23 protein-coding genes and 1 tRNA gene are annotated in these 25394 nt (G+C 34.5%); 14 read left to right on the top strand and 10 right to left on the bottom strand.

Annotated features, from left to right (window positions below; translation table 11 throughout):
• Positions 1-49: 49 nt before the first annotated feature.
• Positions 50-865, top strand: coding sequence for a ZIP family metal transporter (locus tag ACFRAE_RS13005; RefSeq protein WP_422797598.1), 816 nt, complete (start codon positions 50-52; stop codon positions 863-865).
• Between the two features lie 92 nt (positions 866-957).
• Here ACFRAE_RS13005 and ACFRAE_RS13000 read toward each other — a convergent pair whose 3' ends face one another.
• The 3 genes from ACFRAE_RS13000 to gyrA are packed head-to-tail and all read right to left on the bottom strand — an operon-like array spanning position 958 to position 5804.
• A complete protein-coding gene (locus ACFRAE_RS13000) occupies positions 958-2136 on the bottom strand; it encodes a tetratricopeptide repeat protein (RefSeq protein WP_422797597.1) in 1179 nt (392 codons plus the stop codon).
• Between the two features lie 19 nt (positions 2137-2155).
• Positions 2156-3268: a tetratricopeptide repeat protein gene (locus tag ACFRAE_RS12995; protein WP_422797596.1), complete on the bottom strand. Its 1113-nt coding sequence runs from the start codon at positions 3266-3268 to the stop codon at positions 2156-2158.
• The gene (gene gyrA / locus ACFRAE_RS12990; RefSeq protein ID WP_422797595.1) at positions 3252-5804 is read right to left on the bottom strand and encodes a DNA gyrase subunit A; all 2553 of its coding nucleotides are present in this window, start codon (positions 5802-5804) and stop codon (positions 3252-3254) included. Before gyrA ends, ACFRAE_RS12995 begins: the two co-directional genes overlap by 17 nt.
• Before the next feature lie 354 nt (positions 5805-6158).
• Here gyrA and serC point away from each other — a divergent pair, with 354 nt between their 5' ends.
• The 4 genes from serC to lysA all read left to right on the top strand — a co-directional run bounded on the left by serC (position 6159) and on the right by lysA (position 10784).
• Positions 6159-7229 (top strand): 3-phosphoserine/phosphohydroxythreonine transaminase, encoded by a 1071-nt coding sequence (gene serC, locus ACFRAE_RS12985; protein WP_422797594.1) that lies wholly within the window; start codon positions 6159-6161, stop codon positions 7227-7229.
• A gap of 6 nt (positions 7230-7235) precedes the next feature.
• Positions 7236-8183, top strand: coding sequence for a D-2-hydroxyacid dehydrogenase (locus ACFRAE_RS12980; RefSeq protein WP_422797593.1), 948 nt, complete (start codon positions 7236-7238; stop codon positions 8181-8183).
• Positions 8184-8294: 111 nt separating this feature from the next.
• Complete coding sequence (locus tag ACFRAE_RS12975) at positions 8295-9608, top strand: aspartate kinase (protein WP_422797592.1); 1314 nt, start codon at positions 8295-8297, stop codon at positions 9606-9608.
• 9 nt (positions 9609-9617) lie between these two features.
• Complete coding sequence (gene lysA / locus ACFRAE_RS12970) at positions 9618-10784, top strand: diaminopimelate decarboxylase (RefSeq protein ID WP_422797591.1); 1167 nt, start codon at positions 9618-9620, stop codon at positions 10782-10784.
• Between the two features lie 209 nt (positions 10785-10993).
• On the opposite strand, the gene clpB is transcribed toward lysA, so the two are convergent.
• Positions 10994-13600 (bottom strand): ATP-dependent chaperone ClpB, encoded by a 2607-nt coding sequence (gene clpB / locus ACFRAE_RS12965; protein ID WP_422797590.1) that lies wholly within the window; start codon positions 13598-13600, stop codon positions 10994-10996.
• Positions 13601-13832: 232 nt separating this feature from the next.
• Between clpB and ACFRAE_RS12960 the strand changes: the two genes are divergently transcribed.
• A tRNA-Thr gene (locus tag ACFRAE_RS12960) sits at positions 13833-13905 on the top strand.
• Between the two features lie 581 nt (positions 13906-14486).
• Here ACFRAE_RS12960 and ACFRAE_RS12955 read toward each other — a convergent pair.
• Together ACFRAE_RS12955 and ACFRAE_RS12950 are read right to left on the bottom strand one after the other, a co-directional pair.
• Complete coding sequence (locus tag ACFRAE_RS12955) at positions 14487-15260, bottom strand: sulfite exporter TauE/SafE family protein (protein WP_422797589.1); 774 nt, start codon at positions 15258-15260, stop codon at positions 14487-14489.
• On the bottom strand, positions 15250-15921 hold the full coding sequence (locus ACFRAE_RS12950; RefSeq protein WP_422797588.1) for an HAD family hydrolase: 672 nt from the start codon (positions 15919-15921) through the stop codon (positions 15250-15252). Before ACFRAE_RS12950 ends, ACFRAE_RS12955 begins: the two co-directional genes overlap by 11 nt.
• A gap of 402 nt (positions 15922-16323) precedes the next feature.
• Between ACFRAE_RS12950 and ACFRAE_RS12945 the strand changes: the two genes are divergently transcribed.
• The 5 genes from ACFRAE_RS12945 to ACFRAE_RS12925 all read left to right on the top strand — a co-directional run bounded on the left by ACFRAE_RS12945 (position 16324) and on the right by ACFRAE_RS12925 (position 19008).
• On the top strand, positions 16324-17220 hold the full coding sequence (locus tag ACFRAE_RS12945) for a hypothetical protein (protein ID WP_422797587.1): 897 nt from the start codon (positions 16324-16326) through the stop codon (positions 17218-17220).
• Positions 17221-17297: 77 nt separating this feature from the next.
• Positions 17298-17669, top strand: a complete 372-nt coding sequence (locus ACFRAE_RS12940) for a DUF2513 domain-containing protein (RefSeq protein WP_422797586.1) — start codon at positions 17298-17300, stop codon at positions 17667-17669.
• 143 nt (positions 17670-17812) lie between these two features.
• Positions 17813-18478, top strand: a complete 666-nt coding sequence (locus tag ACFRAE_RS12935; RefSeq protein ID WP_422797585.1) for an HNH endonuclease — start codon at positions 17813-17815, stop codon at positions 18476-18478.
• Between the two features lie 14 nt (positions 18479-18492).
• On the top strand, positions 18493-18819 hold the full coding sequence (locus tag ACFRAE_RS12930; protein WP_422797584.1) for a terminase small subunit: 327 nt from the start codon (positions 18493-18495) through the stop codon (positions 18817-18819).
• Positions 18820-18873: 54 nt separating this feature from the next.
• The gene (locus ACFRAE_RS12925) at positions 18874-19008 is read left to right on the top strand and encodes a hypothetical protein (protein ID WP_422797583.1); all 135 of its coding nucleotides are present in this window, start codon (positions 18874-18876) and stop codon (positions 19006-19008) included.
• Between the two features lie 148 nt (positions 19009-19156).
• Here the strand turns inward: ACFRAE_RS12925 and ACFRAE_RS12920 are convergent, their stop codons facing one another.
• Positions 19157-19405 carry a hypothetical protein gene (locus ACFRAE_RS12920; RefSeq protein WP_422797582.1) on the bottom strand — a complete coding sequence of 83 codons (249 nt, stop codon included), beginning with the start codon at positions 19403-19405 and terminating at the stop codon, positions 19157-19159.
• Positions 19406-19818: 413 nt separating this feature from the next.
• Between ACFRAE_RS12920 and ACFRAE_RS12915 the strand changes: the two genes are divergently transcribed.
• Positions 19819-20502, top strand: a complete 684-nt coding sequence (locus ACFRAE_RS12915) for a hypothetical protein (RefSeq protein ID WP_422797581.1) — start codon at positions 19819-19821, stop codon at positions 20500-20502.
• A gap of 429 nt (positions 20503-20931) precedes the next feature.
• On the opposite strand, the gene ACFRAE_RS12910 is transcribed toward ACFRAE_RS12915, so the two are convergent.
• Both ACFRAE_RS12910 and mazG read right to left on the bottom strand, forming a co-directional pair.
• The gene (locus ACFRAE_RS12910; protein WP_422797580.1) at positions 20932-22089 is read right to left on the bottom strand and encodes a serine hydrolase domain-containing protein; all 1158 of its coding nucleotides are present in this window, start codon (positions 22087-22089) and stop codon (positions 20932-20934) included.
• Positions 22090-22131: 42 nt separating this feature from the next.
• Positions 22132-22941: a nucleoside triphosphate pyrophosphohydrolase gene (gene mazG / locus ACFRAE_RS12905; protein ID WP_422797579.1), complete on the bottom strand. Its 810-nt coding sequence runs from the start codon at positions 22939-22941 to the stop codon at positions 22132-22134.
• Positions 22942-23022: 81 nt separating this feature from the next.
• Here mazG and ACFRAE_RS12900 point away from each other — a divergent pair, with 81 nt between their 5' ends.
• On the top strand, positions 23023-23334 hold the full coding sequence (locus ACFRAE_RS12900; RefSeq protein ID WP_422797578.1) for a hypothetical protein: 312 nt from the start codon (positions 23023-23025) through the stop codon (positions 23332-23334).
• Positions 23335-23452: 118 nt separating this feature from the next.
• Positions 23453-24394 (top strand): hydrogen peroxide-inducible genes activator, encoded by a 942-nt coding sequence (locus ACFRAE_RS12895; protein WP_422797577.1) that lies wholly within the window; start codon positions 23453-23455, stop codon positions 24392-24394.
• 24 nt (positions 24395-24418) lie between these two features.
• Here the strand turns inward: ACFRAE_RS12895 and ACFRAE_RS12890 are convergent, their stop codons facing one another.
• Entirely contained in the window at positions 24419-25009 is a 591-nt protein-coding gene (locus tag ACFRAE_RS12890) for a riboflavin synthase (protein WP_422797576.1), read from the bottom strand.
• Between the last annotated feature and the right edge of the window lie 385 nt (positions 25010-25394).

Genomic DNA, 25394 nt, shown 5'->3' with positions numbered 1-25394 from the left:
AAACTTTAGTTAATTTCATCGTCAAATCAACACTCCTTATAAATTTTCTATGGAAGGATTAATTAAATACTTAGAAACGCTTCATCCTGTTACAGCAGCATTGTATGCTGGATTATTTACTTGGGCCGTTACCGCTTTAGGGGCTTCTTTTGTATTCTTATTTAAAGGTATAAATAAGAAATTACTCAATGGAATGTTAGGATTTACAGGTGGTGTAATGGTGGCCGCAAGCTTTTGGTCGCTATTAGCTCCAGCTATTGAAATGAGTGAGGGAGAAAGTTTTGAAAAAGTAATGCCTTCCGCTATCGGATTTAGTTTAGGTGCTTTATTTATTTTTGGGCTCGATAAACTAATGCCGCATTTACACCTTAACTTCTTAAAATCGGAGGGACCTAAATCTTCTTTACATCGCACTACTTTATTGACCATTGCTATTGCACTACATAATATTCCAGAAGGTTTAGCTGTAGGTGTATTATTTGGGGGTGCAGCTGCCGGTAATCCAGATGCAAGTATTGCTGGAGCAGTGTTGTTGGCATTAGGTATAGGACTTCAAAATTTTCCTGAAGGTGTAGCGGTATCTATGCCCTTAAGAAGAATGGGTTTATCCAAGTGGAAAAGCTTTCAATATGGTCAACTCTCCGCTGTAGTAGAACCTATTTTTGCAGTTTTAGGAGCTTTTGCCGTAGGGTTCTTTTTGCCAATTCTACCTTATGCTTTAGCGTTTGCTGCAGGAGCAATGATATTTGTTGTAATAGAAGAGGTAATTCCAGAAACCCAACAAGAGAAGCACAGTGATATACCTATTTTAGGGTTTATTCTTGGATTTGTGATCATGATGATTTTAGATGTTGCCCTAGGATAGAACGCCATTTGGTTATAAGAACAAGCATTCATACTACAAAAAAGAGCGGTTAGATTTAATCTAACCGCTCTTTTTTGTAGTAAGCTATTAATTTATTGTTTTATAGCATCCATTTTTGCTTGTGTCTCCGCTGATTTTGCTTCATCTTCTACAAAATCATAATAGTTTTTTAAGTTCTTGAAAGCATCTACATTTGTAGGATCCAATTCAGTTGCTTTAATTAAAAAAGGCAGTGCTTTACCAATTTTACCCTTCAATTCCGCAACTTTTTTATTATAATCAGGAGTAGAGATGGTTTTATCTTCGTTCAAAGTTAATAATTCATCACGACCAGTATTCATAATTACCACCGCTGAATTATTATTAGCTTCCTTATGATTAGGATCGATTGCTAATACTTTTTGATACGCTTCCAATGCTTTAACATTATCTCCAGAAGAACCATAAGCTAAACCTAGGTAATATAATAAATTTTTATTCTGAGGATCTTTTTCTACTTGGCTTTGAATATCCTTGATAACTTCAGCTTCTTTACCAGCGATTAAATTTAGCTCGATATTCAATACGGCAGCTTCATTATCATTTGGATAAGCAGCTACTGCTTCTTTAGCTGCAGCTAAAGCTGCTTCAGTATCGCCTTTTTCATTGTAAATTCTAGGAAGATTCAACATAATAGACTTATGTGAAGAATAATCCTTTAAAGGCACTAACTCTTTGTATTTAGCGATCGCATTATCATAATCTTTATTGTGATAGGCTGCTAAACCAGCATAAAAAGTTAAGGTAGTATCACCAGGAAGGTAAGTTAGAGCACCATTGAATTCATTATATGCCAATTTATAATTTTGGCTATCCCAAGCTTTAACAGCTTGATTAAATTTAAATTGACCTAATGTTTGACCAGCAATATCTAAGTTTTCAGCATGCTTTTTCTCAACATCTAGTTCTTTCGCTTTTTTCAATCCTGCTTCTGCTTTAGTAGCTGCGTCTGCACTTGAATCTAATTTAGCAAGGTTTGCATAAACTAAGGAATAATAAGTCCATGCTTCCGCATCTTCCTTTGTTTTCTCATGAACGACAGCTAAATCTATGGCTTCTTGTGCTGCAGTCAAACTTGGTTTAATTAAATCTAAAGCCCCAGTATTTTTTAGTCCTTCAAATTTAACAATGTTAGTTTTTGCTTTCTTAACATTACTCGATTGCGCATACAAAGCAGAGGAGCAAGTTGCAAATACTAATCCTACGAATAATATTGATTTCCCTAAATTCATATCGTTTTATTTGTTTATTTTAATTTGTAAGTTGATTTAATAGCAGATTTACACGGTCTAATTGTGCTTCATCTTCCGCTTTTTCGTAATATAAAGCTAATGATTTTAACGCGTTTATTTCATAAGGCTTTATTTCATTAGCCTTCAATAAGAAATTTTGAGCATAATATTGGAATTCTTGATTATCTGGTTCCTTTAAAAAATCATTTAAATACAACAATCCTAAAGCTAAATTTGCTTCGTAATTATTTGCATCCAACTCAAGAACTTTTTCATAATACTTCTTCGCGATAAGAGGTTGATTTGCATTCTCATGAGCATATCCAGCTAAATAGTTTAAATCTATATTTTCTGGTTCATATTTTATGGCTCCTTCAATAATAGGAACGATGGCATCATAAGATTTATTCTTAGCATATTTATCGATCAATAAAAACAATACCGACTTATTATCTTGAAACTTTGTTTTAGCTTCTTCTAATGTGGTTAAGGATAATTGACGTTCGTTCTTTTTGTCATAAATATTAGCCAATTCGATGTACTGATCAGCGGTTGCATTTCCTGCAGCTATAATTTCCTTGTAATATTTTATAGCATCATCATTCTTAGCAGCTTTGTTTGCCAATAAAGCTAAGTTGTTTAACACATCCGCATTGGAGCCATTTAATAGCGCGACCTGACTGAAATCTTCATAGGCTTCAGCAAACTTGTTTTCTTGTAAAAATCGATTTGCCCTAAAAATCAATGCGGCCGCCAAATTCTGCTTTACATAGTCAATTTCTCCTGAATTATTAGCCAAATCACTACGGTCAAATTTTTCCATAGTTTGTTGTGTCAGGAATATAGGATCTTTATCCGTTTTTACTGTTCTATTCGAGTCTGCATAAGCTAAGGAACTCAAGACTAAAACACGCAATACATTGACGCGTGTTTTAGAGGAATCCTTTTTCGTTTTATAAATATTTGAAATTTGCTTATAGGCATTATCCAAATGTTTTACCTCTTTGGTTTGAGTATATAAAGCAAAAGCATTGCTAGCCTCTTTATATGCTGATTGAGCAAAGGTTACTTGGCTCACCAAAAGCATCATAAATAGTGCAGCTACAAATCGAATATTATTCTTGTTCATCATGCGTTGAATTACTTGAGTTATCTTCTGTAAGATTTTCATTTTCTTCACCTTCAAATTCCTCTTCATCTTGTCTATCGACTTTTGTTATGGACGCAATCTCATCATTACCTTTCAATGTAATTAGGCGAACTCCTTGAGTGGCACGGCCCATTGTTCTTAAACTTTCTACACCGATACGTATTACAATACCTGATTTGTTAATAATCATTAAATCGTTTTCATCGGTCACGCCTTTTATAGCCACTAATTCTCCTGTTTTATCAGTTACATTAATGGTTTTTACGCCTTTACCACCACGATTGGTAATACGGTAATCTTCAATATCTGTACGTTTTCCGTATCCTTTTTCGGAAACTACCAAAACAGTCGTTTCTTGGTCATTAACACTAATCATGCCAACAACCTCATCTCGATCACTTCCAAGCGTAATTCCACGAACTCCAGTTGCTGTTCTTCCCATTGGTCTTACAGTAGACTCATTGAATCGAATAGCTCTTCCTGAACGCAATGCCATCACAATTTCTGAATTTCCTGTAGTTAATGTAGCTTCAATTAGCTCGTCTCCAGGATTGATATTGATCGCATTAATACCATTTGCACGTGGTCGTGAGTAAGCTTCTAAAGAAGTTTTCTTTATGGTACCTTTCTTCGTACACATGATAATAAAGTTATTATCTAAGTACTCTTTATCTTTTAAGTCGGTAACCTTAATGAAGGCTTTAATCTTCTCTTCCTTAGGGATATTGATGATGTTTTGTAAAGCTCTACCTTTGCTAGTTCTACTTCCTTCAGGAATTTCAAAAGCTCTTAGCCAATAACATTGCCCTTTTTCTGTAAAGAACAACAGGTAGTTATGCGCCATTGCCGTGATAATGTGTTCTGTAAAGTCTTCATCACGAGTAGTGGAGCCTATGGCACCTTTCCCGCCACGACCTTGACGACGATATTCCGTCAAAGGTGTACGTTTTACATAACTATTGTGCGAGATGGTAATCACCACTTCTTCATTATCTATGAAGTCTTCTGAATTCATTTCTTCGGTAGAATGTACGATTTCAGAACGACGTTCATCACCATACTTTTCTTTAACCTCTTGAAGTTCATCTTTTATAATTCTCATCCGAAGCTCTTCATCGGAAAGTACTTCTTTCAAATATTCAATGGTTTTCATCAATTCAGCATATTCCTCCTTGATCTTATCCCTTTCCAGTCCAGTCAATCTTCTAAGTGTCATGTCTAGGATGGCACGAGCTTGAATGTCTGAAAGGGCAAATCGTTCCATTAAACCAAGACGAGCTTCTTCTGGAGTATCAGAACTACGAATTAATTTTATGACTTCATCTAAATGATCTAGAGCAATAAGATATCCTTCTAGGATATGGGCTCTTTTTTCTGCTTCAGATAACTCAAACTTCGTTCTACGGATAACCACAACATGACGATGTTCCACAAATTCGTGAATCATATCTTTCAAATTCATCAACATTGGTCTTCCTTTTACCAAGGCAATGTTATTTACTGAAAATGAGGTTTGTAGAGAAGTGTGTTTAAATAAATTGTTTAATACTACGTTGGCATTAGCATCGCGCTTTATTTCATAAACAATTCGAATATCTTTGGTAGATTCATCACGTATTTCAGAAATACCTTCAATTCTTTTTTCTTGGATTAAATCAGCAGTACGTTTGATCATATCTGCTTTATTAACCTGGTATGGAATCTCCGTTACAATAATCACCTCACGACCTGATTTGGTCGTTTCGATTTCTGTTCTAGCGCGCATAACGACACGGCCTCGACCAGTCTCAAAGGCATCCTTTACTCCGGAATAACCATAGATTAATCCGCCTGTAGGGAAATCTGGAGCTTTTACATGCGTAATAAGTTCACTAATTTCAATGTCACGATTCTCTATATAAGCAATGGTGCCATCAATTACTTCGGTTAAATTGTGTGGAGCCATATTGGTGGCCATACCCACAGCAATACCAGAAGCACCATTCACTAATAAGTTTGGAATACGTGTTGGAAGTACAGTAGGCTCTTGTAGGGAATCATCAAAGTTTAACTGGAAATCAACGGTGTCTTTGTTGATGTCAGCAAGCATTTCTTCTGCTATTTTACGAAGTCTAGCCTCGGTATAACGCATCGCTGCTGGAGAGTCACCATCCACAGAACCGTAGTTACCTTGTCCATCAACTAGGGGATACCTCATCGCCCAATTTTGGGCCAAGCGAACCATCGCGTCATAAACGGATGAGTCACCGTGTGGGTGGTATTTACCTAATACATCTCCGACAATACGCGCTGATTTCTTGTAAGGTTTACCACTGGTAACACCTAAGTCTAACATCCCGTATAAAACACGTCTATGTACTGGTTTTAGACCATCACGAGCATCTGGAAGTGCTCTTGAAACAATCACTGACATCGAATAATCGATGTAAGCAGATTTCATTTGGTCCTCAATATTAATGGGGATAATCCTGTTTTCTGCAGGAACTAAATTGTTTTCGTTTTCTGTTTCTTCAGCCATTCTTTTTTGGTTTCAATCAAACAATAAAGTGTGCTCTATTTTATCGTATTAATAAAAGACACTTAGCAGGCGAAGATACATAATTTTTTGCGTAAAACTTAGTAAAAGCCTTTCTTAAAATTATTAATAATGACGCTTGCTTTGGAATAAATTTTATTAAAAGCCTTCCTTTGGATAAGGGAAGTTTACTGATAAAATCATATCTAAATTGTGTAAAATTTAAAATATTTTAATCAATTTAGGATTTTGTTTTAAAAATTTTTAAAAAATATTTTACCTTTGAGACTTCTTTGTATAAACTTCCTATTATAGGTTGATTATCAAATTTATGTTATACAAATTTAAACAGTCATAATGAAACATAATTTCGGTGCAGGTCCTTGTATTTTGCCTAAAGAGGTATTTGAGGAGGCTTCTAAAGCAGTAATTGATTTTAATGGTACTGGTTTATCCATATTGGAAATTTCGCATCGTTCAAAAGAATTCGAAGAGGTTGTAATCGAAACAGAGCGATTAGTACGTGAACTAATGAATGTCCCTCATGGATATTCCATTTTGTTTCTTCAAGGTGGGGCAAGTCAACAATTTGCCATGGTTCCTATGAATCTATTGCCTGAGGGTGCTAAAGCAGCTTATTTAGATACGGGTGTTTGGGCATCTAAGGCAGCTAAAGAAGCCAAGAAAATAGGTCAAGTTGAGGTGGTAGCTTCTTCTAGCGATAAAAACTACAACTATATCCCTAAGGATTTTGCAATCCCTGCGGATGCTGCATATTTTCATTATACCTCGAATAATACCATTTACGGTACAGAGATTTTTGAAAAACCGGCTACTTCAGTTCCTACTGTTGTGGATATGTCATCAGATATATTAAGCAGAAAAATTGATGTTTCAGAATTTGATTTAATTTACGCTGGCGCTCAAAAGAATATGGGGCCTGCAGGAGTAACTTTGGTGATTATTAAGGATGAATTATTCCATAAATCAGGGCGTACGATTCCAACTATTTTCGATTATGAAGCGCATGCTAAGGCTGGTTCTATGTACAATACGCCACCTGTATTCTCCATTTACGTGTCAATGTTAAACTTACGTTGGTTAAAAGCAAAAGGTGGTATTGATGTAATTGAACAAGAAAATATTGTTAAAGCTCGCACGTTATACGATGAAATTGAACGTAATCCATTCTTCAAAGGTACAGCTGAAGTAGAAGATCGTTCTCGAATGAATATTACATTTGTGATGAATTCAGCAGAAGAAGAGGCTGCTTTCTTATCCCTAGCTAAAGAGCGTAATTTAATAGGAATAAAAGGTCATCGTTCTGTAGGAGGATTTAGAGCTTCTGTATACAATGCATTAACGATAACTTCCATCAATGCGTTGGTGGATGCGATGAGAGAATTTGAAGAGTTGAATAAAAAATAATTAAAAATGAAAATTTTAGCTAACGATGGGATTGATCCTATCGGTAAAAAAATATTAGAGGATGCTGGATTTATAGTCGATACAGTTCATATTCCTCAAGATGAATTAATCAACCGCTTAAATGAGTATGATGCTGTTACAGTACGTAGCGCAACAAAATTAAGACAAGCATTAATTGATGCTTGTCCTAACATTAAAGTTATTGGTAGAGGTGGAGTAGGCATGGATAATATTGATGTAGATTATGCTAGATCAAAAGGTATTAACGTGGTTAACACACCTGCGGCATCTTCACATTCTGTTGCGGAATTGGTTTTTGCGCATTTGTTAAATGGGGTTCGTTTCCTATACGATTCCAACCGCAAAATGCCGGTAGAAGGAAATAGCAATTTTGGTGGTTTAAAAAAGGCATATGCTGCTGGTGTTGAGCTGCAAGGTAAAGTATTAGGGGTAGTTGGTTTCGGAAGAATTGGTCGTGAAACGGCAAAAATTGGTTTAGCTTTAGGCATGAAAGTGATCTATTCCGACTTATTCGAAGGCCCTATATCCTTAAAATTAAACTTTACTGCTGGCGTGGAAGTTGAAGTTCCAGTAGAGCAAGTAGAATTAGCTGAAATTTTTAAACAAGCTGATTTCATCTCTTTACACGTACCTTTCACGGATAAACCAGTGATTGGTAAAGAGGAATTTGACTTGCTAAAAGATGGTGTAGGTTTAGTAAATGCTTCTCGTGGAGGGGTCATTGATGAACTAGCGCTAGTCGAGGCATTGAATTCTGGAAAAGTTTCATTTGCAGGAATAGATGTGTTTGATAATGAGCCAACGCCTAGACAAGAAATCTTAACTCATCCAAAAATTTCATTAACTCCTCACATTGGTGCTGCAACGAATGAAGCCCAAGAGCGTATTGGTGAAGAACTAGCAAATTTATTAATCGAGGGTCTGAAGAAATAGGGCTACCGCATAAAATATATGCGGCACAAAAGCTTTTTTAGCATTTGTGCCGCTTTTTTTATTAATATCCTTATATTCACACCCGCTAAAAAATATAGTTAAAATATAGATATGAAAATTCTAAAATTCGGAGGAACCTCCGTAGGAAGTGCTGAGCGTATCAAAAGTTTACTAGATATCGTAAACCCAGCAGAGCGCCAAATCGTCGTGCTTTCGGCCGTGGCCGGAACCACCAATGCTTTAGTGGAAATTTCTAAAGCGATTATCAATGGTAAACAAGACGATGCCAAACAATTAATCGAAGACCATAAAAATAAATATGAGGCTTTGATCAAGGAACTCTTCAGCACAGAGAACGGATATAAGCGCGGTAAGGAATTGATTGATTATCATTTTAACTTAATTTCTTCATTATCCAATGATCTTTTTACGCATACTGAGGAAAAAGTAACATTAGCTCAGGGAGAATTAATATCTACCACGTTATGGCACTTATATTTAGAGGAAATAGGTATTTCTTCCGTTTTGTTGCCTGCTTTAGACTTCATGAAAATCGATGAAGATAATGAGCCTGTTGTTCCATTTATAAAAGAAAAATTAGAAACTATTCTAGCACAGCATCCAACTAATAAGCTTTTTATTACGCAAGGATTTATTTGTCGCAATTCTTTCGGTGAAATCGATAATTTAAGAAGAGGTGGTTCTGATTATACCGCTTCCCTTATCGGAGCAGCGATTCAAGCCGATGAGGTTCAAATTTGGACGGATATAGATGGCATGCACAATAATGACCCTAGAATTGTTAAAAACACATCTCCAATTGCCGAATTAAGCTTTAATGAAGCGGCGGAATTAGCTTATTTTGGCGCAAAAATTTTGCACCCTCAAAGTGTATTCCCTGCGCAAAAATATAATGTCCCGGTTCGTTTATTAAATACGATGGATCCTCAAGCTAAGGGAACTTTGATTTCGGAGCATGGTGGTAAAAAAGGATCAATTCGCGCTATTGCCGCAAAGGATGATATTACCGCGATACAAATCCATTCTTCTAGAATGTTATTAGCCTATGGCTTTTTGCGTAAAATATTTGAAATATTTGAACGCTATAAAACGCCGATAGATATGATTACGACTTCCGAGGTAGCAGTTTCTTTAACCATAGATGATACCACTAATTTACAAGATATCATCCGTGAAGTGGAAGATTTTGGTACAGTAGATGTAGATCGCAATCATACGATTATTTGTGTGGTAGGAGATTTTGGCGTGAATACCCATGGTTACGCTGCCCGCGTATTGGACGCTGTAAAGCATTTGCCTATTCGCATGATTTCCTATGGAGGATCAGATAATAATGTCTCGTTGTTAATTGAAGCTGAGCATAAAATAGAAGCGTTAAGATCTTTACACAATAGATTATTTTAATAAGTACGTATGAATATTCACCAATTGGATATCAATAAACTTCAGGAATTAGAAACGCCATTGTATTATTACGATATGCAATTGTTGGCTAATACCCTGGATTCAGCAAAAAAAGCAGCAGATAAACGCGGTTTTCATATACATTATGCCCTCAAAGCTAATTTTAATGATCGTGTCCTACAGCTTATCCAATCGAAAGGCTTTGGTGCTGATTGTGTAAGTGGAAATGAGGTGCAGAAGTCCATAGACTCAGGTTTTCCAGCTTCTAAAATCACATTTGCAGGTGTAGGTAAATCCGATAAGGAAATCATTTTAGCACTTAAGCAAGAGATATTTGCATTTAATGTAGAGTCAATTCAAGAATTGTTGGTGATCAATGAATTAGCTGAGCAAGAAGGAGTGAAGGCTCATGTTTCTCTGCGGATTAACCCAAATGTAGATGCGCATACCCATCATTACATCACCACAGGTTTGGATGAAAACAAATTTGGAGTTCCCAATTCGGAATTAGAAAAAGCAGCAGCGGTATTAAGGGCTTGTGATCATGTTCAATTGCTAGGTTTGCATTTTCATGTAGGTTCACAAATTACCGATATGAATGTGTTTAAGAGCTTATGTGTCAAAGTCAATGAGTGGAAAAATTGGTTTGAAGAACGCGGAACAACAATCCATGTGCTTAATGTAGGTGGTGGATTAGGTGTGGACTACCATCATCCTGATGAACATCCAATTCCTGATTTTGAGGCATATTTCGAAGTCTTTGATAAATTTTTAGAACGAAATGCCCACCAGGAGGTGCATTTTGAATTAGGTAGAGCTTTAGTTGCGCAATCAGGTACTTTAGTCTCTAAAGTTTTATACACCAAAAATGGGGTGAAAAAAAACTTTTTAATCCTCGATGCAGGCATGACGGAATTGATGCGTCCTGCGCTCTACCAAGCCTTTCATAAAATTGAAAAATTAGGTGATAGTGGAGAAAATGAACAAATCAATTATGACGTTGTTGGTCCAATTTGTGAAAGCTCCGATTGTTTTGGTAAAGAGGTATTACTTCCTACAGCAGAACGTGGAGATTACATTGCCATTCGCACAGCAGGAGCCTATGGAGAAGTAATGGCATCACGGTATAATTTAAGAGAAGAAATTAGATACCTGTATTCCGACCAAATCGGTTAAGGGGGTTAAATAGATTGAACAAGGATTTCATCGCCTTGTAATAATCTAATAGAAAATTAACGGAGATGTCGGCAAGAGCTGCTAATTAATTTACAGATCACCTGCATTTTCACTATTTCTTTAAAGGCTAGCATAGCAAAATATAAGAAGAAGGCTTATGAAGATATACTTCATAAGCCTTCTTTTTTGCTTTATTAACTCAATTTTAGTTAGGCCGTTTCTCCTGCTTTATTCAAGAAAACAAACTTCCCATCAAAAGAATCTAATTGGATGATTGAATCTTTAGATACTTTTCCTGATAAAATTTCTTTGGAAAGTTCATTCAATATTCTCTTCTGAATAACACGTTTCAATGGTCTAGCGCCATATATTGGGTCGTAACCCAATTGTGCTAACCAGTCTAATGCATCCTCTGTGGCTGAAATGAAAATGTTTTGCTCTGCCAATTGTTTTTGTACATTCGAAAATTGCATTTTAACAATGTCGCCAATTTCATTTCGACTCAAAGGTGTAAACATTATAATTTCATCTATACGGTTTAAAAACTCTGGACGAATGGATTTTTGCAATAACTCAAATACCTCATCTTTCGTTTTTGCGATTACCTCATCACGGTTTATATCAGTCAATTTTGAAAAATTTTCTTGAATGATCGGTGAACCGGTATTGGAGGTCATAATGATGATGCTGTTTTTAAAATTAACCACTCGACCTTTATTGTCGGTTAAATGCCCATCATCCAACACCTGTAATAGAATGTTGAACACATCAGGATGTGCTTTTTCGATTTCGTCTAGTAATACGACAGAATAAGGCCTCCGTCTTACAGCTTCCGTTAATTGCCCACCTTCATCGTAACCTACGTATCCTGGAGGCGCTCCAATTAAACGAGATACCGAATGACGCTCTTGATACTCCGACATATCGATTCTCACCAAGGATTGCTCATCATCAAATAGGAATTCAGCTAATGCCTTCGCTAGTTCTGTTTTTCCAACACCTGTAGTTCCTAAGAAGATGAAAGATCCTATCGGTCTTTTTGCATCACTCAAACCTGCTCTTGAACGTCTTATTGCATCGGATATCGCTTCAATAGCTTCTTCTTGGCCTGCCACTCGTTTATGCAACTCTTCCTCTAAATTCAATAGTTTTTCACGCTCGGACTGCACCATTTTACTGACAGGTATTCCTGTCCATCGAGATACAACATCCGCAATATCTTCAGATGTAACCTCTTCCTTTAGCATTCTGCTACTTTGTTGTTTTTCGGCAAGCGCTGCTTTCAATTTCTCTACTTGATCCTGCGCATCTTTTATTTTACCGTAACGTAGTTCAGCCACCTTGCCATAGTCTCCAGCTCGTTCGGCCTGATCGGCTTCTAATTTATAATCTTCGATATGCTGAATTTCCTGGTTCACCTGATCTACTAAACTTTTTTCCGATTGCCAAGCCGCTTTTAAAGAATCTCGTTCGGTAGATAGATTGGCAATAGTTTCTGTAAGTTCACTTACTTTTTTAGTGTCATTTTCTCGTTTTATAGCTTCCCGTTCAATTTCTAATTGCATGATTCGACGATTCAGCTCATCCACCGATTCAGGCACTGAGTCCATTTCTAATCGTAATTTGGAAGCCGCTTCATCAATTAAGTCAATGGCCTTGTCAGGTAAAAAACGATCGGTGATGTACCGTTGGGATAACTCCACCGCGGCAATGATTGATTCATCCAGAATTCTCACTTTATGATGTGTTTCATAACGCTCTTTCAATCCACGTAATATAGAAATGGCATCTTGTGTATCGGGTTCTTCCACCATTACTTTTTGAAAACGACGTTCTAAGGCTTTATCCTTTTCAAAATATTTTTGATATTCATTGAGGGTGGTCGCACCAATGGCGCGAAGCTCTCCACGAGCTAAGGCTGGTTTTAAAATATTGGCTGCATCCATGGCGCCTTCTCCACCTCCAGCACCTACTAAAGTGTGTATTTCGTCGATAAATAGAATGATTTCACCATCACTATCAGACACTTCCTTTACGACTGCTTTTAAGCGCTCTTCAAACTCACCCTTATATTTTGCCCCTGCAATTAGAGAGCCCATATCCAAAGAAAATACGGTTTTATTTTTTAAGTTCTCCGGAGCATCTCCTTTGATAATGCGATGGGCTATGCCTTCTGCAATTGCGGTTTTACCAACTCCCGGTTCTCCGACTAAAATAGGATTGTTTTTCGTTCTCCTCGATAAAATTTGCATTACACGCCGAATTTCTTCGTCTCTGCCAATCACCGGGTCTAGTTTCCCTGATTCTGCAAATTCATTTAAATTTCTAGCATATTTACCTAAAGCATTATAGGTAGCTTCAGCATTTTGATCAGTAACTCGGTTATTACCACGTAATTCTTTTATCGCAAGTTTTAAATCTTTTTCATTTGCTCCTTGATCTTTTAATAAATTGGAGGTTTTATCATTTGCGCTGAGAAGTGCTAATAAGATATGTTCAATGGAAATAAATTCATCATTGAACTCCTTTAAATAGCTTTGGGCTTTCTGTAGTATTGCGGCTGTATGATTTGCCAAATAAACATTGCTTCCACTTACCTTAGGTAGAGCTGCGATCTGATGATCTAATTCTGTGCTAACATAATTGATGTTAACGTTGAGTTTCTTCAACAAATGACTAATTATGTTTTCATCTACCGATAGTAATCCTTTCAATAGGTGTGCTGGTTCTATAGCTTGTTGTTGGTTGCCTAAGGCTATCTCTGAAGCTTTTTGTAAAGCTTCCTGTGCTTTTATCGTATAATTATTAAAATTCATATGGTTTAAATTTGTATTATTCGAATAACAAAAGGAATGCCTGCTCGTTTTTTGGACGCTTTAACTGTTATTGTGTCAGTTGTTTATGAGTTTTGATGACAAATTTACATACGAATATGCGCTTGTCAAAATTATTCTATTGAGCTTCAACTAGTTTTCTTTTTTTTAACCAGCTAAATTGCAAATCTGCTTGCATTTTAGCCGATAGATTTTCATATTTGCAAACCCAAAAGCCTCCTTAGCTCAGCTGGTAGAGCAACTGACTTGTAATCAGTAGGTCATTGGTTCGATTCCGATAGGAGGCTCTACCTGAAGTTTTTGTTCTACATTAGCCCTAAAATAACTTTTCTTGATCACAGGTAAACAATTTTCTTAAGGTGATTACTTGCTATATTTCCTATCAGGATATGCTAAACATGGATTTTGTAAAACCCATTTAAGACCTGCTTTTCATCGCTCAACTATCAGTTTTGATCCAAAACTACAGCTTAGGGAATAGGGTTATGTTTTTGATTATTGGGTAAAATTTCTTGCTAAAAATCAGGCTAATAACTAATCCTTTCTCCTTTTGATAATTCGTTTCAATTATTCTACAATTTATTCATACTTCGATGGATCTTTAACGCATTTCATTCGAGTTTTTTGCATGGATATCCAAGCAATATCCGAGTAAGATCCGAAGGAGATCCGTATAAAAGCAATTGGAAAAAACGATTTTTCAGAAAATTATGCAGTATTTACTAAAATGCGGTAAATCAATATGCTACTAAAATTAGATGGGCAATTGGGTTCTAATTCTTGATGTAAAAAATAGGATACTTAGCATCGATTTGTACGAAGAAATATCAGGAATTTTTAATTCAGGCTTTTCATATAAAATGTATCCTTATCCAACAATAAGCATAATGGCCGATAATAATACCAAGGCCAAAATGACAATTCTGAATTCTTTTTCTGGAATGATTTTAACTAATTTTATGCCTATATAGCCGCCTAAAAGAATAAATGGAATGGCAATGATGTTGAGAATTATTCCTTCCCAGGATAAGTTTTTCCAAACAAATGCCTGTAAGGGAATTTTTGAAAAATTTAAAATCATAATAAACCAGGCTCCAGTTGCGACAAGGGTAACTTTGTTTAACTTTTTAGTGAGTAGAAATATGGTTAGCGCAGGTCCAGCGGCATTGCCTATCATCGTGGAAAATCCGACAAGTAATCCAAATACCGGAGAATACCATTTTTTCTTGGTATAATCATTTCCAGTTAATTCATTTTTTGATTTTTGTTGACCCCAAATCATTAATAATACGGAACTCAATATGCATACCCCCATGATAATTTTAAAGGTTTGATCATTAATCCAATCGCCTATAAATAGGCCGATTAATAAACCTAGAATTGCATAAGGCATCATTCCTTTAACTTCAGACCATAAGAATTCTTTGCGGTAGTAAATGATGGCTAAAAGGTCTGCTAAGCACAATAGAATTAAAACTATGCCTGTTGACTCTTTCGCTCCGAATAGAAATGCAAAAAATGGGATGGTAAAGGTTCCAATATTTTGTATTCCAGTTTTGGATACCCCAATAAGCATGGCACAGAAGAAATATAAGGCCCAAGCGTATGGTGTTTGAAGTAATTCAAAACTATTAGTCAGCATGTATATTGATTAGTAAATCTGCTAATTTTTTACTGTTCATTTCTTTATAATTGTCAATATAGTGGATGCATGGCGGCAACTCTTGTTTCGTATGGGTACTTAACACTCCAATAACATTCATACCTGCATTTATTCCTGCTGTAACTCCAGAAAATGAGTCTTCAAATACAAAACAGTTACTGGGTTGAATTTGAAGATTTTCTGCGGATTTTAAATAAACTTCCGGATGTGGCTTATGAAGCTCCACATTTTCACTACTCAAGGTGCTGGAAAAGAAATCAAAAATTTCCAATTTATTTAATATTAAATCCATGTTAGCGCGTGGAGCAGAGGTGGCTACAGCCAACTTTATTTGATGTTCTTTTAAGTCGGCTAAGAATTCGGGTAGGTAAGGGATTGGCTTTGCTTCAGCAGCATAAATTTCGCGAAATAATCCTTCTTTTTCTCTTTCTAATGCTAATAATTCTTCTCCCTGTATGGGTCTTTTGAAAAAATAAGTAAAAATATGGCTGTTATGCTTGCCGTACATGTGCTGTTCAAATTCAGCTTCTGAGTGCGCAATTTGTCGTTGATCTAAAAATACTTCGAAGGCCTTGGCATGATATGGATTGGTATGGGCAATAACTCCATCCATATCAAAGATTGTTGCTATTTCTTTCATTATGACAAAGATACTATTATTGCATAGCTTATGAAAACCTAGTTCAGGTATATAACGAACATGCAAGCAAAATTTTCTGATGGTATTGAAGTTTTTGTTAGCTAGTTTAAATTACGATAATAGGTATATCTAAAATCGGATTGGTCCAAAGTTGATAGGGTACAGGAATTTGCCATAATAAATGGGATGAAAATTCGTAATTTCTAAAATATTTAGTGTTTTTGATTATCGCATATAACAATCAGGAAAAGGGATATAAAAAGAATGGTGCGGAATCTCCTTTTTTTTAAAACGTCTTTTCATAATTTAGGTATAATTGGTTAGTTAGAATCCTCTATCGCTCGGTAGGGGATTTTTGTTATATTTAACAAATTAACCAATTTATTAACCAAAATAAATATTATGATAATAAGTCAATCTGCGATTTTGAAATTATCAGAAATGATTTGTGGTAATGAATCATTTAAACATTTTCCTTATCGATCTTCATCTCAATTAACCAAGTTTTTTATTGACAATGATCTTGAGTTTATACATGATGGATCAACACGTCATATGTGGGTTCAAACTGTTTTAAATACTCTAAATGATAAAAGTTCTGATGACGATAATATACCAAACAAAGATTTAATTAAAGTTCTTATTTCCCTTGTAAATCCTGACTATTTCCTATTTGATGATAATTTAGACCACGTTAAAGCAGTAGATGATGTTAATAAAGCTTTAAAATCATCAAAATTAGTTCTTAAAGAAAAATCTGATGGGCAATTTTTCATTGTATCTACAACAGGTCAATTTATATCAACAGTCATAAGTGAAGTTGAAGCAATTAAACAAATCACATTTTCTCCTGCGGTTTTTAAAATCCCTAATAAAACGGTAAATTCTAAATTAATATCTGTTATGATGCCATTTAACCCAGCGTTTAAAGGAACTTATGATGCTATAAAACGAGTTGCAGATCATTTACAATTGGATTGTTTGAGAGCAGATGATATTTGGGAAAATTCCACTATAATTCAGGATATTTTCGATTTAATTTTTTGTTCGAAGATTGTAATTGTTGATTTTAGTGATAGAAATCCCAATGTTATGTATGAAACTGGTATCGCACATACGTTAGGAAAAATAGTTATTCCTATTGCGCAAAATTTAGGCGATATTCCATCTGATTTGGTTCATCATCGAGCTTTAAAGTATTTGCCTAATCCAGACGGTTATAGAGAATTATCGAACAATCTTTTTAAGAGGATAAAATCAATAATTGATGATGACCAGAGAGTTAGTCATAAAAAGTAAATAAAACTATTAAATAAATAAAACCCCTTCCTTAATTGATTGGGGCTTTATATATAATATTCAAATAATCAATTAATATGAAATTAGATATTGAATTATGTAGAATTATCCTTCAGAAAATTGAAAATGAATCTGATATAAATGGACTTCAAATATTTCCACACATAAATGGTTATAATGATGATTTTGTTTTTTACCAAATAAAAAAAATGAAAGAAGCTGGGTATATTGATTATGATATATATGGTAAAAGTAATAAATATGAATATTTTACGACTGAAATTACATACTATGGGCATGAGTTTTTAAGACAAATGTTAGATGATACTATTTGGACCAAAACTAAAGACTTAGCTAAGTCAAGTGGAATGTCATTAACTTTTGAAACTGTAAAAGCAATAATTCCTATAGCAATCCAATATTTATTAAAATCCATTAAAGGGGAATAAAAAAATTAACAACATTAATTTTAGCTCATACTCAAAAAGTATGGGCTTTCTTTTTGCTATGATTTTTAGTATTTGTTTGTTTTGCTAAAATAATTTAGTTAGTTTTGATAATATTACGTATGATTGATTTTAGCTAAATTGTAATGAATGAATTGTTTGATATTAAAGGTTATACTAAATATAAAGTAAATACTAAGGGCGAAGTGTTCAGAGTTAAGGTTAACCATTTTGCTAAATTAAAATCATATAAAGTTGCTGGATATTTTGCTGTCTCTTTATCAGAAGGCGGTAAGAGAGAAATTAAACATTTACATAGAATATTAGCAGAAACATTTATTCATAATCCATTAAATAAACGTTGTGTCAATCATATTGATGGAAACAGATTGAATAATAATTTAATCAACCTTGAATGGGTTACACATAAAGAGAATACTAAGCACGCATGGAAGTGCGGATTATTTAAAAAAATAGAATTTGGCTCTGGGAGATCTAAACTTAATAGCGAGCAAATACAATACATTAGAAGCAATAGAAATAAATTCACTCAAAAGGAATTAGCTTCTGTTTTAAATATCAATAAGCTTATAGTGCATAATGTTATTAATAACAAATCTTATTGTGAGCTACCTAAGACAAATAACCCGATTGTGTTTCGTGATAGGTCTAAAATATTGTTTGATGAAAAAACAGGGGTGTTCTATTATTCAATAAATGAATATGCAGAATTGAATGGAATGAGTCAAGCAACAGCAAGAAATAGGATACTACATAACAAAAAGGGTAGACTTGATTTAATATACGTTTAAAATAAACTTTAGCAATGTTATTAACAGATAAGCAACAACGATTTATAGAAGAATACATGGTGGACTTAAATGCCACACAAGCTGCTATTCGTGCTGGCTATAGTCCTGATACTGCACAACAGATGGGAAGCGAAAACCTGTCAAAACCTGTTATCCAGGAAGCCATCCAAACCCTTAAACAAGATCTTTCTGAACAAATGGGAGTGACTGCTCAACGGGTAATTGAAGAGTATGCTAAGATAGCTTTTAGTGACGTTAGGAAGCTTTTCACTCCAGACAATAATCTGTATGATGTTAGGCAATTGGATGATCACACAGCGGCAGCCGTTTCGTCTGTATAAATAGATGTGATTAGAGTTCAGAGAGTCCCAATTGGGGAATCAAAAAAGGTGAAAATGTACGATAAGCTTCGGGCTTTAGAAGCTTTAGGAAAACATATGGGGTTGTTCGAAAAAGATAATAAGCAAAAGCAAAGTGAAGTACAATATATAATATACCTCGGCTTAGGGGTGAATATGGATGATAATTAATTTCTTAGCAAAATAAGGGAATGATTTTTAGAAGCTTAAATTTGAACCATGCCTACTCCTGTAAGGCTCAACAGAAAAAAGCCTTAATAAAATGTTGTCTTTATTTGCCTAAAAAACCTTTCGTAAGAGCATGTAAAAGCCTAATTTATTAGTTAGGCTTTGTTGGAGGAACTAAATATTTTTTAATAAATTTAAGCTTTTCATTTTGTTTAGAAATGTTTATATCGGTAGGATATACTAATTTACCTGATTTTATTTCCATTACTCCAACAATGTAAAATTCTGAATTGCTGTAAACTTCTTTGTATTTAACTAGAATTTCCTCAATTGAATTTCTATAAAAAAAATGGCGAATTGAGCCATCTGTAAACACAGCGAAAAATTTTTTATGTTGCATAGTATTTTATCTATTTACCGCAAAGATAAGCATAATAAAACGTGTTATTTGGAAGGGGTATCAGTTCTGTGCTTTTCTTAAGTTTTTACCAATTTATAATTAAACATAAGCAGCAATTCGTTTTAAAAATTACGTCATGTTTCAAAAGATAATGTGACTTGGTTTTTATCTATAAAAATTCATTATCAAATTCACGAAGAGCCAATTGAACTCCCAAATTACAAAGTATAAGGATTTGGTATACTGCATCTTGTATTTTGTTGTTTCTGTTAATAACCCGCCAACGGATTGTAATACTTCTTGTATAGGTATTGCTGATGAAGCACCTAAAAAGAACAAGTACGCTAATTTTAACCTTGTGTATGTAGCAAACTAGATTAAAACAGCGTTATAAATCAAAAAACACATCTATTATGAAGATCAATTTAAATTATTTCTTATTACTATTAATTAGCGTATTTACTGCATGTAGCAAATCAGACAATGTAGGACCCGATGACAATGGGGGAGGTTCATCTAGTAATTCGTATTGGCCATTAAAAGTTGGAAACCAATGGGATTTAATAAATCCTGAAGATGAGACCGATGATATGAATTATCACATTCATAAATCATTAGCATATGAAGGGAAGACTTATTTTCAATTTAAACCAATTGGAATGGAGGATGAGGACCTCACCTATGGGATAAGAGAAGATAACGGTATATTTTATGAATTGCATGGAGTAATTGCTCACAATGGAATGACTATTTCTGCAGGAACTATAATTTCTATGAACAGCAATTTAAATGCTGGGCAAGAATGGAAAGATGAAGTCGTATTAAATATTACAGGAAGTGCAGTTGGAACTGTAAAACATATAAACGAAGGTAAAATATTAGAAAAATCAGTTAATGCTACTATTAATGGTAAAAGCTATAAAAATGTAATCAAGCTAGAAACTAAAAAAACAGTAATTAATAGCATTACAGGTATTACAACCATCATTGCCTATGAAACTTGGTTATCAAAAGGGGTAGGTTTAATATTTGAGAAAACAACCTATGATGATATAAATGAAGTTAGTTATGGTTTAGTGGATTATATCCTTAAATAATTTGCAGAGAATTAAAATTTTAACTAGTTGCCGAATTCCCTAAATAAATTTAGCTACATAGGATCAAAGCCCCTTCAAAAACGAGAAGGGGCTTTGATTTTTCTAATAATGTTGTGTCTAATTGCTAAGTGCTAATTTTAGTTATGGTATTCAGCAAAAAATTAGCAAAGTAAATTATAACTGATTCAATTTCATTGTGTATTTAGAATGGTATTTGTATCCATAAATACCTATTGGAAAAATGAAATGGTTAATAGGATGCATTAGCTAAAGGATTGCTTGTCTTTAATTAGTTTTATTAATAATGTTAAAAATGAAGATCCAATAATTAAAAGTATCACCATAATTCTTTCCCATATTCTTACTTAATTCAATTGATCGCAGTTCTTTTTTATTTAGTTAAGCATAAAATAAATTCCTAAAACAGGATTAATCAATAATTTGATATGCGGCATCGATAAAATTATAAAATGCAGAACGAGGGTCTTCATGGGCTAACTGATCCAGTTGGTTTCCTAAACGCACAATGATTAAATCATCCGCTGGAATCACAATGACAAATTGACCTAAATGACCATCCATATAAAAATAAGGCTTGTTTTTATAATGACCCAACCACCAGCCATATCCATATTGTGTAGATTCTTCGAATACTGGAGTCAATGATTCCTGCACATAGGAAGAGTCCAAGAGTTGTTGATTATTCCATTTGCCATGCTGAAGGTAAAGTTTTCCAAAACGCGCAAAATCTTTAGCGTTGCTCGCAATACAACAATAGGCTTTTTCAATCCCCTGTTTTTTACTATCTACTTGCCATAAAGCATCGTGTTCTGCCTGCATGGGCTTCCAAAAATAGTCGCTTAAAAGTTGAGATAAACTCTTTTTTGTAGCACGTTGGATAGCAATTCCTAATAATTGCGTATCTCCACTTTGGTATTTAAACAAGGTTCCTGGCTTTGCTTCAATAGGCATAGCTTCCAAGGCGCCAACGATATTTTTGTCAAAATATAACCGAGTGGTTATGGAAAAAGGATCGTAATAGGCTTCTTTCCATTTCATTCCTGAACTCATACTTACTAAGTTCTTAAAGGTAATAGAATCTGCATAAGGCCCCGTAATTTCTGGAACAAAGTCTTTTACTTTTTGGTTGATGCTTGTTATGTAACCATCCGCTATCGCCTTTCCTAAAATAGCTGATACGATGCTTTTGGCCATTGAAAACGAATTGGATCTCGTAGAGTCTGTATATCCTTGGTAGTATTCTTCTACAATTAAGCTATCTCGATGGATAATGAGGTAAGCTACAGAACTTAATTTTTCGTGTATGGATTTAAGCGTATCATTAATCTCTTTTTGATTATATCGTGTAGATTTGGGCCAAGGCACTGCCGATTGATGTGCAATGGTATGGTTGTCAAAATGTTTGTAGTCGGAAAGATAGGCTGTTTGATGACCGTGTAGGTAGGTTACGTAAATACCTTTCAAAATATAGTCTACCCGAAAAATATAAAGAGCGATTATTATTAAGGCTAATACAGAAATAAGGCTGATACTTAAATATTTGAAAAATTTTCCTATCCTTTTCATAAATTTTAGAATTTCTAATTAAAATTAGAAATTTATCTGATATTATTTTGTTTTAGACAATTTTGCCTCATTCCAAAAAACATCCATTTCTGCAAGAGACATTTCCTGCAATGATTTTCCTAATTCTTTTGCTTTAGCTTCTAAGTAAGTAAATCGGTAAATAAACTTTTTATTCGTTTTTTCCAATGCGTTTTCAGGATTGATTCCAATATGCCTTGCATAATTAATTAAAGAAAATAACAGGTCTCCAAATTCTTCTTCTGCTTTATCACTAATGATATCGTCAGCTTGAATATCAAATTCTTGTTTAAATTCGGCCAATTCTTCTTCCACTTTTTCCCAAACTTGTTTTTTATCTTCCCAATCAAAACCTACTCCGCGAACTTTATCCTGAATTCTAAAAGCTTTCACTAAGGCTGGTAAGCTCTTAGGTACTCCGGCTAGTACGGATTGGTTTCCTTCTTGAAGTTTAATAGTTTCCCAGTTTTGCTTCACTTCATCTTCATTTTTTACTTCCGTATCGCTATAAATATGTGGATGTCTATGAATGAGTTTGTCACAGATGGAATTCAATACATCAACTATATCAAATTCGTTTTGCTCCTCTGCAATTTTAGCATAAAAGACCAAATGCATCAGTAGGTCACCGAGTTCCTTTTTGATTTCTTGCATATCTTTTTCTAATATGGCATCGGCCAATTCGTACATCTCTTCGATACTGAGGTGTCTTAAAGATTCCATCGTTTGTTTTTTGTCCCATGGACATTCTAAACGTAAGGTATTGAGTACGGTTAATAAACGTTCAAAAGCCTTTGAAGGGCTTGATTCAGGTGCTGGAGCTATAAATGCCATAATACTTTAAATGTATAGATTGCTATTGAAAAACAAACAATAGGCAAAGTTACTTGTTTTAAAAAGAAAAAACTCGTTGATATGAAGACATCACATAAATACGCTACCACGAGTCAGGCGATTGCCGATTTACAAAGCAAAGGGTATAGCATCGATTTCAACATCGAATTTGATGGTTTAGCATCCGAAGCTGAACAATATATTATTGATTATTTATATCGATATGAAGGCCTCACTGATCCTGCTGATGAGTCATCCGTATATGGAATTAGAAATATACATACGGGTGATAAAGGTGTATTTGTTGCTGGTAATTTATCCTTTTTGGAAGGAAGAAAACGGGATATTATTCTTGAATTAGAACTTCGACATACTCAAAATAACCATAGCTAATCTGCTTAAACTAGATCAGTTTAGCGAAACATGGTCCTCTACAATCCTGTATTTGTCGGATAAATTATAACTATAAGCTGGTTAATCTTAGTACATTTGTATAGTTAAAATTTATAGGATGACCTTAGTTCAATTGGAATACATTATTGCTGTAGATACATATAAAAGCTTTGTTGCTGCCGCAGAGAAGTGTTTTGTCACGCAACCAACCTTAAGTATGCAGATTCAAAAATTAGAAGATTCTTTAGGTGTGAAGATTTTTGATCGCAGCCGTCAACCGGTAATTCCGACTGAAATAGGGGAGAAAATTATTCTTCAAGCTAGAGTCATTTTGATGGAAAGTAAACGGATTGCAGAGTTGTTGCAAAACGAAAAAGGGGAGTTAACCGGGGAATTAAGAATTGGAGTGATACCGACCGTAGCACCTTATTTATTACCATTGGTGATTTCTAATTTCCTAAAGAAGTATGATAAATTGAAATTACAGATCTGGGAATATACCACCGAACAAATTATAACTGAATTGAAACTTGGTACATTGGATTGTGGAATTATTTCGACGCCGCTTCATGATGCTGTTATCAAAGAGTATCCCTTATTTTATGAAACGTTTGTAGCTTATGTGTCTGACCAAAGTAAATTAGCTCAAAAGAAACTGTTAAATACAGATGAAATTGCTGAGGAAAAGTTATGGTTGTTAAATGAAGGTCATTGTATGCGAGGTCAGGTTTTGAACATCTGTAATTTTAAACATAACCAAGCCAAGGAAGGGACATTTGATTATAATACAGGGAGTGTAGAAACCTTGAAACGCATGGTGGATTTAAATGGAGGTATAACCATATTACCAGAGCTTAGTATTGCGACCTATGATGAAGATCAGCTGCAACATGTTCGCTATTTTAAGAGTCCAGAGCCCGTACGTGAGATTAGCTTAGTCACACCTCATAATTATGTGAAAAAGCAGGCGATTCAAATATTAAAGCAGGAGATTCTTCAAATCGTACCAGAACGATTTAAAAGCAAGAAAAAGAAAGAGGTGGTTGGATTTTCTTTATAAAAAGGTATCTCTTACTTCCAAAAGTTAATCTCTTAAAGAAAGTAATTTAGCGACGTATTTGCCTATAATATCAAATTCCAAGTTGATAGTAGATCCTATTTCTATCCATTTTAGATTCGTATGTGCTAGGGTGTAGGGGATAATGGCTACTGAAAATTGATTGGTCAATGAATTAATAACCGTTAAGCTAATTCCATTTACAGTAATAGAACCTTTTTCTACAGTTATATGATCCATGTTAGTTTCATATTCAAAGGTATAAATGGTACTGCCATTTTGGTTTTCTTTTGCGATACAGATTGCCGTTTGGTCTACATGCCCTTGAACGATATGTCCATCTAAGCGATCTCCTACACTCGTACAGCGTTCTAAATTGACTTCGTCGTTGATTTGCAAGTTGCCTAAGTTTGACTTCAATAAAGTTTCCTTGATGGCAGTTACTTGATGTATGTTTTCTTCCACCTGTACTACAGTCAAACAAACCCCATTATGAGCGACACTTTGATCAATCTTAAGTTGATTACTGATATTCGAAGAGATATAGAAGTGTATGTTTTCTTGATCTTTTTCAATTTTTTGAACGGTACCTAAGGTTTCAATTATTCCAGTAAACATAATGTAAATGATATAAGGACAAAGATACAATATTCTTTATAGGAAGTAAAAACTAGGAAGACTGAAAAAAAATTAAAAAATATTTGCATATGTGTAAATTGTACACTATCTTTGTGTCATCATAATTTAGGTTTATAATTGGTTATAAAGGTTTTCATTCTCCCCGTTTGAAAACCTTTTTTGTTATTATAAATAATTGATTTCTAGTTAGTTAATATTTTTATACTCAAGTTCTCCCTTTAATTACATAAATATATTTTGAAATGTTGAAAGAAATTTTCTACCTTTGTTTTAGGTTTAGGTTGATTACCTCATAAGAGGTTATTTTTTAAAGCTTGAGCGATCGCCCGATTGACTCAAGCTTTATTATTTTAAAAAGGTTTTA

It is taken from the genome of Sphingobacterium sp. HJSM2_6, assembly GCF_049316305.1.
GTDB lineage: Bacteria > Bacteroidota > Bacteroidia > Sphingobacteriales > Sphingobacteriaceae > Sphingobacterium.
Note: the sequence above shows the minus strand (reverse complement) of the source record. Positions and strands in the feature narration are given on the sequence as shown.